General features: G+C 68.2%; 8 protein-coding genes and 1 pseudogene. 3 read left to right on the top strand and 6 right to left on the bottom strand.

All coding sequences use genetic code 11. The features are described 5' to 3' along the window. From V7Z54_RS07760 to argB, 6 genes and pseudogenes are all read right to left on the bottom strand, one after another. Nucleotides 1-329 (bottom strand): annotated as a pseudogene (locus tag V7Z54_RS07760) (acetyl-CoA C-acyltransferase); the annotation flags it as partial. A 23-nt stretch (nucleotides 330-352) separates the two neighbouring features. After that, on the bottom strand, nucleotides 353-2779 hold the full coding sequence (locus V7Z54_RS07755; protein WP_334135619.1) for a 3-hydroxyacyl-CoA dehydrogenase/enoyl-CoA hydratase family protein: 2427 nt from the start codon (nucleotides 2777-2779) through the stop codon (nucleotides 353-355). Between the two features lie 63 nt (nucleotides 2780-2842). Then, nucleotides 2843-3304, bottom strand: a complete 462-nt coding sequence (locus V7Z54_RS07750; protein ID WP_334135617.1) for a DUF2147 domain-containing protein — start codon at nucleotides 3302-3304, stop codon at nucleotides 2843-2845. A 70-nt stretch (nucleotides 3305-3374) separates the two neighbouring features. Next, a complete protein-coding gene (locus tag V7Z54_RS07745) occupies nucleotides 3375-5171 on the bottom strand; it encodes an acyl-CoA dehydrogenase C-terminal domain-containing protein (RefSeq protein ID WP_334135615.1) in 1797 nt (598 codons plus the stop codon). Between the two features lie 88 nt (nucleotides 5172-5259). Further along, on the bottom strand, nucleotides 5260-5955 hold the full coding sequence (locus tag V7Z54_RS07740; RefSeq protein ID WP_334135613.1) for a TetR/AcrR family transcriptional regulator: 696 nt from the start codon (nucleotides 5953-5955) through the stop codon (nucleotides 5260-5262). A gap of 144 nt (nucleotides 5956-6099) precedes the next feature. Next, nucleotides 6100-7002: an acetylglutamate kinase gene (gene argB / locus V7Z54_RS07735; protein WP_334135611.1), complete on the bottom strand. Its 903-nt coding sequence runs from the start codon at nucleotides 7000-7002 to the stop codon at nucleotides 6100-6102. 148 nt (nucleotides 7003-7150) lie between these two features. Here argB and V7Z54_RS07730 point away from each other — a divergent pair, with 148 nt between their 5' ends. The 3 genes from V7Z54_RS07730 to miaB all read left to right on the top strand — a co-directional run bounded on the left by V7Z54_RS07730 (nucleotide 7151) and on the right by miaB (nucleotide 13104). Continuing rightward, nucleotides 7151-8755, top strand: coding sequence for a CYTH and CHAD domain-containing protein (locus V7Z54_RS07730; protein WP_334135609.1), 1605 nt, complete (start codon nucleotides 7151-7153; stop codon nucleotides 8753-8755). A 125-nt stretch (nucleotides 8756-8880) separates the two neighbouring features. Next, a complete protein-coding gene (locus V7Z54_RS07725) occupies nucleotides 8881-11643 on the top strand; it encodes a cation-translocating P-type ATPase (protein ID WP_334135607.1) in 2763 nt (920 codons plus the stop codon). A gap of 81 nt (nucleotides 11644-11724) precedes the next feature. Then, the gene (miaB, locus tag V7Z54_RS07720; protein ID WP_334135606.1) at nucleotides 11725-13104 is read left to right on the top strand and encodes a tRNA (N6-isopentenyl adenosine(37)-C2)-methylthiotransferase MiaB; all 1380 of its coding nucleotides are present in this window, start codon (nucleotides 11725-11727) and stop codon (nucleotides 13102-13104) included. Nucleotides 13105-13135: the final 31 nt, after the last annotated feature.

Below are 13135 nucleotides of genomic sequence, written 5' to 3'. Positions count from 1 at the left end.
ACGCGGATGCGGTCGGCGGCCATCTGCACGGCCGACAGGCCCGATGCGCAAAAGCGGTTGACGGTGATGCCACCCACGCTCTTGGGCAGACCGGCCAGCACGGCGCCCACGCGCGCGACGTTGAGGCCCTGCTGGGCCTCAGGAATCGCGCAACCGCAGATCACGTCTTCGATGGCAGCGGGGTCGAGGCCCGGCACTTGGGCGACGGCAGCGCGCAGCACGTGGGCCAGCAGGTCGTCGGGCCGGGTGTGGCGAAAGTAGCCCTTGTGGGATTTGCCGATCGGCGTGCGGGTGGCCGCGACGATGTAGGCGTCTGTCAGAGTTTTCATGTCGGGTATCTCCGCATCGGATCTCAGTTGCGCAGCGGCTTGCCGCTGTTGAGCAGCGCCATGATGCGCTCCTGCGTTTTGATCTGGGTGATGAGGGCGCAAAACGCCTCGCGCTCGAGCTGCATCAGGTACTCTTCGCTGACCAGCGTGCCCGGCTCGACATCACCGCCTGTGACCACGTGGGCGATGCGGCTGGCGATGTGGAAGTCGTACGCGGTGATGAAGCCGCCGTCGCGCATGTTGACCAGCGACCCCAGGATGGTGGCCTTGCCGCTGCGCCCTGCCACGGGGAACAGGCGCTTGAGCGGTGGGCGGTAGCCGGCGTCGCGCATCGCTTGCGCGGTGCGCAGCGCCACGTAGAGCAACTCATCGCGGTGCGGCACGATGATGTCGCTGTCAAGCAGATAGCCCAACTTACGGCTTTCCAGTGCGCTGGTGCCCACGGTGGCCATTGCCGCCGCCTTGAAGCCCTCGGTCAGGAACGGCAACAGGTCCACGTCGGCGCTGCCGCCCGGTGTACGCGAGCGCGCGTTTTCGGCAGCGCGGCGCGCGATGTAGGTCAGCCCGCCCGCACCGGGAATCAGCCCCACCCCCACCTCCACCAGGCCAATGTAGCTTTCCATGTGCGCCACGCGCCGCGCACAGTGCACGGCCAGCTCACATCCACCACCCAGCGCCATGCCGCGCACCGCGGCCACCGTGGGCACCTGGGCGTAGCGCAGGCGCAGCATCACGCGCTGCATCTCGGCCTCCACCGACTCGATGGCCTGCACGCCCATGGCGGCAAACGCCGGCAGCGTCGCCTGCAGATCGGCCCCCACCGAAAACGGCTCCTCGCCCGACCACACGACCAAGCCCGCGAAGCGCGCTTCGGCCTCCTGTACCGCGCGGTCCAGCCCTTCGACGACCGCGGGACTGATGGCGTGCATCTTGGTCTTGAGGCTGGCGATCAGCACATCGTCCAAGCCCGGGCGCGTCAGCGTCCACAGGCGGATGGCGTCATCCTCGTACACCGTGCTGCCGTCGGTACGCCAGTCGGCGCCGGCTTCGCCGCCCACGCGCTCGCGGTAGAGCTGGCGTGCATGCACCGGCAGCGTGCGCGGCGGCTCGAAGCGAGCGGTACTGGGATTCCACGACCCTTCGGGCTGGTGCACGCCGCCGCGCTCGGCTACCGGGCCTTCGAACACCCACGCCGGCAGCGGCGTTGTGCACAGGGCGCGTCCGGCGTCGATATCGTCCTGCACCATGCGGGCAACCTCCAGCCAGCCAGCCTCCTGCCACAGCTCGAACGGCCCTTGCTGCATGCCAAAGCCCCAGCGCATGGCCTGATCCACATCGCGCGCCGTCTCGGCAATCGACTGCAAGTGCAGGGCCGCGTAGTGAAAGCCATTGCGCAGGATGGCCCACAAGAACTGCCCTTGCGGCCCCTCGGCGTTGCGCAGCAGCTTCAGGCGCTCGGCCGCGGGCTTCTTGAGCATGCGACCGTAGACCTCGTCGGCCTTCTGACCTGCCGGCACGTACTCGCCGCGGGCCAGGTCGAAACGCAGCACATCGCGCCCCACCTTTTTGTAAAAGCCTGCCTTGGTCTTCTGCCCCAGGTGCCCCTTGTCCAGCAGCGCCTGCAGCACGGCGGGCGTGGCAAAACTGTCGTAGAACGGGTCGGTTTCGGGCGACAACTGCGTCTGCATGGTGCGGATGACGTGCGCCAGCGTATCCAGCCCCACCACGTCGGCGGTGCGGAAGGTACCGCTGGAAGCGCGCCCCAGGCGCTTGCCGGTCAGATCATCGACGACGTCGAACGTCAGCCCGTAGCGCTCGGCCTCGCGCATCGTGGACAGCATGCCGGCGATGCCGATGCGGTTGGCGATGAAGTTGGGCGTGTCCTTGGCACGCACCACGTTCTTGCCCAGTGTGGTGGTGCAAAACGCCTCCAGCGCATCCAGCACGTCGGCGCGCGTAGCCGGGGTGGCGATCAGCTCCACCAGCGGCATGTAGCGCGGCGGGTTGAAGAAGTGGATGCCACAGAAGCGCGGCCGCAGCGCCTCGGGCAGCGGCTCGGCCAGCTGGCCAATCGACAGCCCCGAGGTGTTGGAGGCCAAAATGGCGCCCTCGGCCAGATGGGGGGCAATGCGGGCATAGAGCTGGTGTTTCCAGTCCATGCGCTCGGCAATCGCTTCGATGACCAGGTCACAACCGCGCAGCAGTTCTAGGTGCTCATCGTAGTTGGCGGGCTGGATTAGATCGGCCTCATCGGCCACACCCAACGGGCTGGGCTTGAGCTTTTTCAGGTTGGCAATCGCCTGACGGGCGATGGCGCTCTTGTCAGCGCCCTCTTTGGGCAGATCGAACAACACCACAGGCACGCGGACGTTGACCAGGTGCGCGGCAATCTGCGCCCCCATGACGCCTGCGCCCAGCACGGCGACGCGTTGGATGGTAAATCGGGACATGTGTGTGATCCTCACGGGTACGGCAGGCGCTCGGTGACAGAGACGCCTGCGCGGAAGGGTGCGTCAGTTCACACGCACCCAGGTTTGGGTTCGACCGATGAACAGCACCGAGCCACGCACCTCCAACTTGGCGCCGCCCTCCACCGGGGTCAGGCGCACGTTGTAGGTCTTGCCAGACTCGGGGTCGAGGATGGTGCCGCCCTCCCACACGGCCTTGTCGGGTACCGGCTTGACACCACGGATGATCTCGAGCCCAACGATGGGCTGATCCTTGCGGTCGTCGGTGCACGCGGTGCAGCGCCGGTTGGGGTCTGCCCCCTTGCGCAGCAGCCTTTCGACGCGGCCGCTGAGCACGCCATCTTTTTCGGTGATCACCACCTCGCTCTTGACCTCCTTGGTCTCGTCGTCAATGGTGTGCCAGCGGCCTACTGGAGTCATCTGTGCCCACGCCGGTGCGGCCGCAACCAGCAACGCTGCCGCCCCCGGCAGGGCGCAACGCCGAGCCGTGCGAAGCCAGGTCATCATGGGTCGTCTCCTTGTCATCGGTTGCAGATATGTCCCGGCGCGGTCGGATCCGATCCGGGACCCTCACGGTTCACGCCAACGCGGCCTCGGTGTCGAGCAGCACCGCGCTGCCCGAGCGCGCCAGGCGCATTTGCAGCGTCGCCTCGGGGAACAGCCGGACGAAGTAAAAGCGCGCCGTCTGCAGCTTGGCGGTGTAAAACGCATCGGTGCTGCCGGCCGCGATGGCTTTCAGCGCCACCGACGCCATGCGCGCAAAGAAGTAGCCGAACACCAGGTGGCCCGCCACGCGCAGGTAAGGCACCGCCGCCGCACCCGCCTCGTCCGGGTTCTGCAGCGCCTTGAAGCCGATCTCGGTGGTGAACTTGGTCATCTGCTCGGCCAGCTGCGCCAGCGGGTTGATGAACTCGCTCATCTTCTCGTTGACGCCCTCTTCCTCCAGCAGCGCCTGCACCAGCTTGCCGAATTTCTTCAGCGTTGCGCCTTGGTTGCCCAGCACCTTGCGGCCCAGCAAGTCCAGCGCCTGGATGGTGTTGGTGCCCTCGTAAATCATGTTGATGCGGGCATCGCGCACGAACTGCTCCATGCCCCACTCCTTGATGTAGCCGTGGCCGCCGAACACCTGCAGGCACTCGTTGACGGCAATGAAACCGTTGTCGGTGAGGAACGCCTTGGCGATCGGTGTCAACAGCGCCAGCAGCTCGGCGCTGTCCTGGCGCACCTGCTCATCCGGGTGGTGCAGTTCCTGATCCAGCAGCAGCGCGCAGTAGATCAGCAGCGCGCGGCCGCCTTCGGCGTAGGCCTTGGCGGTCAGTAGCATGCGGCGCACATCCGGATGCACGATGATCGGGTCGGCCGGCTTGTCCTTGGCCTTGGGGCCGCTCAAACTGCGCATCTGAATGCGGTCCTTGGCGTAGGCCAAGGCGTTTTGGAACGCCACTTCGGTCAGACCCACCGACTGGTTGCCCACGCCCAAGCGTGCGGCGTTCATCATCACGAACATGGCCTGCAGGCCCTTGTTGGGCTGCCCCACCAGCGTCCCCACGGCACCATCCAGAATCATCTGGCAGGTAGCGTTGCCGTGGATGCCCATCTTGTGCTCGATGCCACCGCAGTAGATGGCATTGCGCTCGCCCAGACTGCCGTCAGCGTTGACCTTGAACTTGGGCACCACGAACAGGCTGATACCCTTGGTGCCGGCGGGTGCATCCGGCAGGCGCGCCAGCACCAGGTGCACGATGTTGTCTGCCAGATCGTGCTCGCCGGCGCTGATGAAGATCTTCTGCCCGGTGAGCTTGTAGGTGCCGTCGGGCTGCGGTTCGGCCTTGGTGCGCAGCAGGCCCAGGTCGGTGCCGCAGTGCGGCTCGGTCAGGCACATGGTGCCGGTCCATTCGCCGCTGGTCAGCTTGGGCAGATACAGGCGCTTTTGCTCCTCGGTGCCGTGGGCGTGCAGGCATTCGTAAGCGCCATGGCTCAGCCCCGGGTACATGGTCCAGGCCTGGTTGGCGCTGTTGAGCATCTCGTAGAACGCCTGGTTGACCACGAACGGCAGGCCCTGGCCGCCATGCGCGGGGTCACAGCTCAGCGCCGGCCAGCCGCCGTCCACATACTGGCGGTAGGCGGCTTTGAAGCCGCTGGGCGTGGTCACCGCATGCGTGCTCTTGTCCAACCGACAGCCTTCGCCATCCCCCGTCATGTTGAGCGGAAAGATCACCTCGGCGGCAAACTTGCCGCCTTCTTCCAGCACGGCGTTGATGGTGTCGGCGTCGATCTCGGCGTGCGGCGGACACAGCCGCAGTTCATCCGTCACGCGCAACACCTCGTGCAGCACGAACTGCATATCGCGCAGAGGGGGGGTGTACTGGGGCATCGTGGTCTCCTGAGTTCAGGGTTGGGGTGGGACAGAAACGGGAAAGCCGGGTCGCAGCTGCGATCGGGACTTTGACATGTCGGTCCGGTCAGCCAGCGTCACGCCGGTAACGCGCCAGCAGGTTGTCGAAGCCGGTGCGCGCATGCCGCAGACCGTCGGTGCTGCGCAGGAAGCGCGCCTCGTAGTGCAACGCCAGGATCAGTCCGTGAATTTCGAACGCCACCTGTGCGGGGTCGGCATCGGCACGCAAATGGCCCTCGTCGATGGCCAGCTGCACCGCGCGCCGCACCGCCGCCTGCCAGGTGTTGACGGTGGCAACCAGCGCGTCGCGCACCGGCCCGGGGCGGTCGTCGAACTCGACGGCACCGCTGATGTAGATGCAGCCGGAGTCGATCTCCAGCGAGGTCTGGCGCATCCAGTTGTCAAACAGGGCGCGCAGCCGGGGCAGACCGCGCGGCGCGGCCAACGCCGGGCGGAACACTTCGCGCTCGAAGCGGTCGTGGTACTCGCGCACCACCGAAATCTGCAACTCCTCACGCGAGCCGAAATGGGCGAAGACACCCGACTTGCTCATGCCCATCATCTCGGCGATCGCGCCGATGCTCAGGCCCTCCAGACCGACTTGCGAGGCCAGCGACAGTGCAGCATCGACGATCGCGGCCTTGGTCTGCTGCCCCTTGTGCGGGGACTTCGCCGACCGGGACGGCGCTGCTGCCCCCGCAACACGCACCCGCCCCCTGCGCGCCCGGGTGGGCGCAGGGGCGGAGAGATCGGAGTCGGCCATCGGGACCTCCAAAATAAAACGAACGATCGTTTTATTTTAGAGGTCGATGGGCGCTTGTCAATCCGGGGCGCAAAAAATTTCCCACAGGTACCCTGGCGCATCACCGCGGCCGCGGGGCTTGGGCACAGGAACGCCCCACCCGGCTCAGTGCGAGCGAATCATGGTGCCGAACGGCTGCTCGCTCAGCACTTCCAGCAGCAGGGCGTGCGGTACCCGGCCGTCGATGATGTGCACCGCGCGCACGCCGCTCTTGGCGGCATCCAACGCACCCGAGATCTTCGGGATCATGCCGCCGCTGATGGTGCCGTCGGCCACCAATTCATCGATGCGCCGCGGCGTCAGCTCGGGCAGCAGCTGCCCCTGCTTGTCCAGCACACCGGGTATGTTGGTCAGCATCAGCAGCTTTTCGGCCTGCAGTACGGTGGCCAGCTTGGCCGCCACCACATCGGCGTTGATGTTGTAGCTCTCGTTGTGCTCGCCAAAGCCGATCGGGCTGACCACCGGGATGAACTGATCCTCCTGCAGCGCGCGCACCACCGATGGGTCGATCGAGACGATATCGCCCACCTGCCCCAAGTCGTGCTCCACGCTGGGGTCGTTCACATCGACCATGCGCAGCTTGCGCGCGCGGATCATGGCGCCGTCGCGTCCGGTCAGGCCAACCGCCTTGCCGCCGGCGCGGTTGATCAGCCCCACGATGTCCTGCTGCACCTCGCCGGCCAGCACCCATTCCACCACTTCCATGGTCTCGGCATCGGTCACACGCATGCCCTGGATGAAATGCCCCTGCTTGCCCAGACGCTTGAGCAGCGTCTCGATCTGCGGTCCGCCGCCGTGAACCACCACCGGGTTGATACCCACCAGCTTGAGCAACACCACGTCCTCGGCGAATGCCGCCTGCAGTTCCGGGTCGGTCATGGCGTTGCCGCCGTACTTGATGACCATGGTCTTGCCGTGATACTTGCGAATGTAGGGCAGCGCCTGGGCCAAGACTTCGGCCCGGTCACGGGGCTGCAAGTGGGACAGATCGCGGCTGGTGTGAAGCATGGCGTTCGGGGTAGGATGGCGCACGGTTGCGGGGACGATCGCCGCCGTGCCTGCCGGCAGCCGGCGGACGCCGGGCGCGCGGACAGCAAAGTACGGATGGCGGTTGCGCCGCGTGCCATGGCGTTGGGACCGTTTTGGAGAGACCATTGTGCCGCAAGAAATCGAGCTGAAACTGGCCATACCGGGGCTAGATGCCGCCAGCGTGGACCGGGCGCTGCGCGCCCATCCCTTGCTGCGACAGCGGCCCGTGCAGCGCCTGCGCCTGACCAACCGCTACTTCGACACGCCCGATGGCTGGCTGCGCCAGCAGCGCTGCGCGCTGCGAATACGTGGCATCGCGCCGATGCCGCAGGACACGGCGGGTGCCGGCAACACCAGTGCCGCGCGGGCGCGCGCAGCCATGCGCTGGGAACAGACCCTCAAGAGCGCGGGCCAGGGAGCGCTTAGCGTGCGCGGGGAGTGGACCGTGCCACTGCGCCGCGGCGTACCCGAACCCGCCGTACTGGCCACCACGCCGCTGGCCGACCAGCCGGATTGGGCCGATCGGGCCAACGCGCTGCAGCCGGTGTACGAAACCCGCTGCCTGCGCACGCTGTGGACAGTGCGCCGCCGCGATGGCTGCGTCATCGAGGTCGCGCTCGACGTGGGAGAGATCCGTGCCGCCGGACGGCGTGCTCCGCTGCTCGAACTCGAGCTGGAGCTGGTGCAGGGTGACCCCGAGGCGTTGTTCGGGCTGGCGGCGGCGCTTGGGCAGCGTCTGCCGCTGATCCCCGCCCGGGCGAGCAAGGCCGAACAGGCGCAGCGCCTGGCCGACGGGCTGCTGGACGCGCCCGTGCGCGCGCGCAACCCGGACCTGCCGCGCGCCGCCGATCCGGGCACGGTAGCCCGCGCCGCGCTGGGCGACGCGCTGGGGCAGTGCTGCGACAACCTGTTGCTGGCCGCGCGCAGTGACGATCCGGAGGCCGTTCACCAGGCGCGCGTAGGCTGGCGGCGCTGGCGCAGCCTGCTGCGGCTGCTGCGCCCATGGCTGCCACCGCCTCCAGACACCACGCCACTGCGCCCGCTGCTCGACGCGCTGGGCGCGGTGCGCGATCTGGACGTCGCGCGCACCGAGACGTTGCCCGCCTGGGCTGACGCTTTCGTCGAGGATGCCGCGCACCACCCCGAACGCCAGCGTGCCGTGCAACGCAGCCTGCGCGCGCTGCAGCAGGCAGCCGGGCGCGAGCGTCAGCAGCTGCGTGCGCTGTTGTGCCAGCCTGCCGTCGTCCAGTCACTGCTGGCGTGCGCGGCCTGGCTGCATGGCGTGCCCACCCCCATCGTGGCACCCGAGAGCTGGGCGGCGCAGCGCCTGCGCCGCTGGGAACGTCGGCTGCGCCGCATGCTCGAAGCGGCGGCCGCCGCAGCCTCCGATGGGGATCCCAATCGCCCCGCCACCGCGGACCCACCACCGGCCGACGACACCGCACCGCCCAGCAATGACCGCGCGGGTCATGACGCCATCGATGCCCTGCACGCCGCCCGGCTGCTGGCCAAGCGCCTACGCTACGGGGCCGAAGCGGTAGCTCCCACACTCAGCGGTCGTGCAGCGCGCCAGCTGCTGCGCTGGCAGCGCCAGGCGCGCACGTGGCAAACGCGCATTGGCGCGCAGCGCGATCTGGCACTGGCAGCCCGTTGGCTGGCCGAGCACGGGCAGGATGCGGCGTGGGCGGCGTTCGTGCGCGGCGCAGCCGCCGCGCTGCACCGTGCGCCCTAAACCCCGCGCTCGACCGCCTTTGTCACTGCGGCTCGGCCGCTCCTGCCACCGGCCGAGTCGGCCCTGCGGGAACCCGCCACCGGCGCTCCGCTCCAACGCTCAACATCCCCACCGCCGCCATGGTCATGTCCGGCACGCCCCATCGCCTCAGCTCCCCACACCGTGCCCAAGCCACCGCCCGTGCGCCCGACACTGAAGTGGCGTGGCACACGCTCACCACCGCAGAGGTGCTGCAGCGCCTGGACACCCACCCGCGCGGGCTAAGCGCCACCGACGCGGCCGCGCGCCTGTTGCAATACGGCGAAAACCGTCTGCAGGAGGCTCCCCCCACGCCTCTGTGGCGGCGCGTGGCGCGTCAGTTCGACAACCTCCTCATCTGGGTGCTGCTGGTGGCCGCAACCATCACGCTGGCCATCGACCACGTGGTGGATGCCGCCGTGATCCTGGCGGTGGTGCTGCTCAACGTCACCATCGGTCTGGTGCAGGAAGGCAAGGCCGAGCGGGCGCTGGCCGCCATCCGTCGACTGCTGGCGCCGCAGGCGCACGTATGGCGCGACGGCCACCTGGTGGCCATCGATGCGGCCCATCTGGTGCCGGGCGACGTCATCCAGGTCAACGCCGGCGACAACCTGCCGGCCGACGTGCGCTGGCTGGCGTGTCATGCCCTGCAGGTGGACGAAGCCGCGCTGACCGGCGAGTCGGTGGCGGTGAGCAAGGACACCGCGCCCGCCGCGGCCGACGCGGCGCTAGGCGACCGCCGGGGCATGGGCTACGCGGGTACGCTGGCCACCGCCGGACAGGGAATCGCGGTGGTGGTGGCTACCGGCATGGACACCGAAATCGGCCGCATTGGCCGGATGCTGCAGGACGTGGGCGAAACCACCACCCCCTTGGTGCGGCAGATGGCGCAACTGGGCCGCTGGATCACGTTGGCGGTGCTGGCCGCGGCGGCGCTGCTGTTTGGCTTTGGCTGGGCGGTGCGCGGGCTGCCGGCGCTGCAGACCTTCATGGCCGCCGTCGGCCTGGCGGTGGCCGCCATCCCCGAGGGGCTGCCCGCCATCATGACGGTGACGCTGGCCATCGGCGTGCAGCGCATGGCCCAGCAGCGCGCCGTCGTGCGGCGCCTGCCGGCCGTAGAGACACTGGGCTGCGTCACCGTCATCTGCTCCGACAAGACCGGCACCCTCACCCGCAACGAGATGACGGTGCAGCAAGTCGTCCTGCACGACGCGGTGATCGATGTCGAGGGCGTGGGCTACGCGCCCTCCGGCGCCCTGCTGCGCGCCGGCACGGTGCTGCAAAGCGCGGAACTCTGGCGCGAGGCCCCCGCCCTGCTGGCGCTGGCCGAAGGCGCCGCCCTGTGCAACGACGCCGAGCTGCTGCGCACTGAAGACGGCCACTGGCGGCTTGCCGGCGACCCCACCGAGGGGGCGCTGCTGACGCTGGCCATGAAGGCCGGCATCGAGCCGCAGCGCCTGGCGCAGGAGCGACCGCGCGTGGCGGTGCTGCCGTTCGAGTCCGAGCGCCGCTACATGGCCACCGCCCACCGGCGCGACGACGGTGCGCAGGAGGTGTGGGTCAAGGGCGCGCCGGAACGCCTGCTGCCTCTGTGTGTGGCGGCGCTGGACGCGCAAGGCAACGTCACGATCCTGGCCCACGAGACCTGGGAGCACCGGGTACGGGAGCAGGCTGCTCAGGGCCGGCGCGTGCTGGCCCTAGCGCGCGGCACGCTGCCCGCCGGGGCCGCGCTGGCCCACGACACGCCGCCCGCCGACCTGACGCTGGTGGGCTTGGTCGGCATCATCGACCCGCCGCGGGAAGAGGCCCGCGCCGCCATCGCGCTGTGCCACGGCGCCGGTATCCGCGTCAAGATGATCACCGGCGACCACGCGCTGACCGCGCAGGCCATCGCGCGCGAGCTGGGCCTGACGGCCACCGCGCATGCGCTCACAGGTGCCGACATCGAGGCGCTGGACGACGCCGCGCTGGGCCGCGCGGTGCGCGCGTGCGACGTGTTTGCGCGTGCGGCCCCCGAGCACAAACTGCGGCTGGTGCGCGCCCTGCAGGCGCAGGGCGAGGTGGTGGCCATGACCGGCGACGGCGTCAACGACGCTCCTGCGCTCAAAGCCGCCGACGTGGGCGTGGCAATGGGCCAAAAAGGCACCGAAGCCGCACAGCGCGCCGCCGCCATGGTGCTGACCGACGACAACTTTGCCACCATCGCCCGCGCGGTACGCGAGGGACGCACCGTGTACGACAACTTGCGCAAGGTCATCACCTTTTTGCTGCCCATCAACGGCGGCGAGTCGGTGTCGCTGCTGCTGGCGGTATTGCTGGGGCTGGACCTGCCCATAGCGCCGGTGCAAATCTTATGGGTCAACATGGTCAGCTCGATCGCGCTGGCGGCCGTGCTGGCCTTCGAGCCCACCGAAGCCGACGTGATGCGCCGCCCGCCGCGTCCGCCCGGGCAACCTATGCTGACGCCGTTCGTGCTGTGGCGCATCGGCCTGGTGTCGGCGCTGTTTGCGGCAGGCATCTTTGGCGTGTACCGCTGGGCGCTGCACAGCGGCTACCCGAGTGCCGTGGCGCAGACACTGGCCGTCAACACCCTGGTGGCGATGGAGGTGTTTTACCTGTTTAGCGTGCGCTACCTGCGCGCGCCTTCATTCACCTGGACCGGGGTGCAGGGCACCCCGCGCGTGCTGCTGGCGGTGGCGGCGGTGTGCGCACTGCAGGCCCTGTTCACGTACGCCCCCTTCATGCAGGCGTGGTTTGGCAGCGCCGCGCTGCCGCCGCCACTGCTGGCGCTGTGCGCGGTGGTGGGGGTAACGGTTCTGGCCATGCTGGAATTGGAAAAAGCCCTGCTGCGGCGCTACCAGGTGCTGTGACGAGGGGAACCGTGCGCGGTATCGGGATATAGTTTATCTTTTTCACAGCCCCTGGCTCCACACCAGTTCCGCTGCACCGCCATGAGCAAAAAAGTCTACATCCGCACCTTCGGCTGCCAGATGAACGAGTACGACTCGGCCAAAATGGCCGACGTGCTGGGCGCCGCCGACGGCTACACCCTGACCGACGACCCCGAGCAGGCCGACCTGATCCTGTTCAACACCTGCTCGGTGCGCGAAAAGGCGCAGGAGAAGGTGTTTTCCGATCTGGGCCGCGTCAAGCATCTGAAAAAGAAAGGCGTGCTCATCGGTGTGGGCGGCTGCGTCGCCAGCCAAGAGGGCGAGGACATCATCAAGCGCGCGCCGTATGTGGACGTGGTGTTTGGCCCGCAAACGCTGCACCGCCTGCCCGAGCTGCTGCGCACGCGCCAGCAGCAAGGCTGCCCCCAGGTAGACGTCAGCTTTCCCGAAATCGAAAAGTTCGACCACCTGCCGCCGGCGCGGGTGGAAGGCGCCTCGGCCTTCGTCAGCATCATGGAGGGCTGCAGCAAATACTGCAGCTACTGCGTGGTGCCCTACACGCGCGGCGAGGAAGTCTCGCGCCCGCTGCAGGACGTGCTGGTGGAGGTGGCGGGCCTGGCCGAACAAGGCGTCAAGGAAGTGACGCTGCTGGGTCAAAACGTCAACGCCTGGCGCGGCGTCGACGGCGAGGACTTTGCGCTGCTGCTGGAGTGCGTGGCCGAGATCCCCGGCATCGAGCGCATCCGCTACACCACCAGCCATCCCAACGAATTCACCCCGCGGCTGATCGAAGCGTACGCGCGCATCCCCAAGCTGGTCAGCCACCTGCACCTTCCGGTGCAGCACGGCAGCGACCGCATCCTGATGGCCATGAAGCGCGGCTACACCGCGATGGAGTACAAGCACACCATCCGCCGCCTGCGCGCGGTGCGGCCCGACATCAGCATCTCCAGCGACTTTATCGTGGGCTTTCCCGGCGAAACCGAAGACGATTTTGCCAAGCTGATGAAGCTGGTCGAAGACGTCGGGTTCGATGCCAGCTTCAGCTTCATCTTCAGCCCGCGGCCGGGCACCCCAGCGGCCAGCCTCCCCGACGATACCCCCCACGAGGTCAAACTGCGCCGCCTGCAGACGCTACAGAAAGCGCTAGAGGCCAACGTGGCCCGCATCAGCCAGCGCCGCGTCGGCACCGTACAGCGCATTTTGGTCGAAGGCCCGTCGAAGAAAAACCCCCACGAGCTGATGGGCCGCACCGAATGCAACCGCATCGTCAACTTCGACGGCGGCCCCAACGGCCAGCGGTTGATCGGCCAAATGATCGACGTCCTCATCACCGAGGCGCTGCCGCATTCGCTGCGCGGGGAGGTGGTGGTGCGGGATCCGGCTGTGGTTGCGGGGCCACTGCGCACACAGGGCCCACATGACCTATACGACCGTTAGTCGCCGCCTGGACGCCGCACATCCTGCAGGG

It is taken from the genome of Tepidimonas sp., assembly GCF_036824975.1.
In the GTDB taxonomy this organism is placed as follows: domain Bacteria; phylum Pseudomonadota; class Gammaproteobacteria; order Burkholderiales; family Burkholderiaceae_C; genus Tepidimonas.
The sequence above is the reverse complement of the archived record's forward strand: the minus strand, read 5'-3'. Positions and strand labels throughout refer to the sequence as shown.

Bases quoted from the DNA above. Each gene is read 5' to 3' on its own strand.
- miaB (WP_334135606.1), top strand. From the start codon at position 11,725: ATGAGCAAAAAAGTCTACATCCGCACCTTCGGCTGCCAGATGAACGAG.
- V7Z54_RS07725 (WP_334135607.1), top strand. From the start codon at position 8,881: ATGTCCGGCACGCCCCATCGCCTCAGCTCCCCACACCGTGCCCAAGCC.
- V7Z54_RS07745 (WP_334135615.1), bottom strand. From the start codon at position 5,171: ATGCCCCAGTACACCCCCCCTCTGCGCGATATGCAGTTCGTGCTGCAC.
- argB (WP_334135611.1), bottom strand. From the start codon at position 7,002: ATGCTTCACACCAGCCGCGATCTGTCCCACTTGCAGCCCCGTGACCGG.
- V7Z54_RS07755 (WP_334135619.1), bottom strand. From the start codon at position 2,779: ATGTCCCGATTTACCATCCAACGCGTCGCCGTGCTGGGCGCAGGCGTC.
- V7Z54_RS07750 (WP_334135617.1), bottom strand. From the start codon at position 3,304: ATGATGACCTGGCTTCGCACGGCTCGGCGTTGCGCCCTGCCGGGGGCG.
- V7Z54_RS07740 (WP_334135613.1), bottom strand. From the start codon at position 5,955: ATGGCCGACTCCGATCTCTCCGCCCCTGCGCCCACCCGGGCGCGCAGG.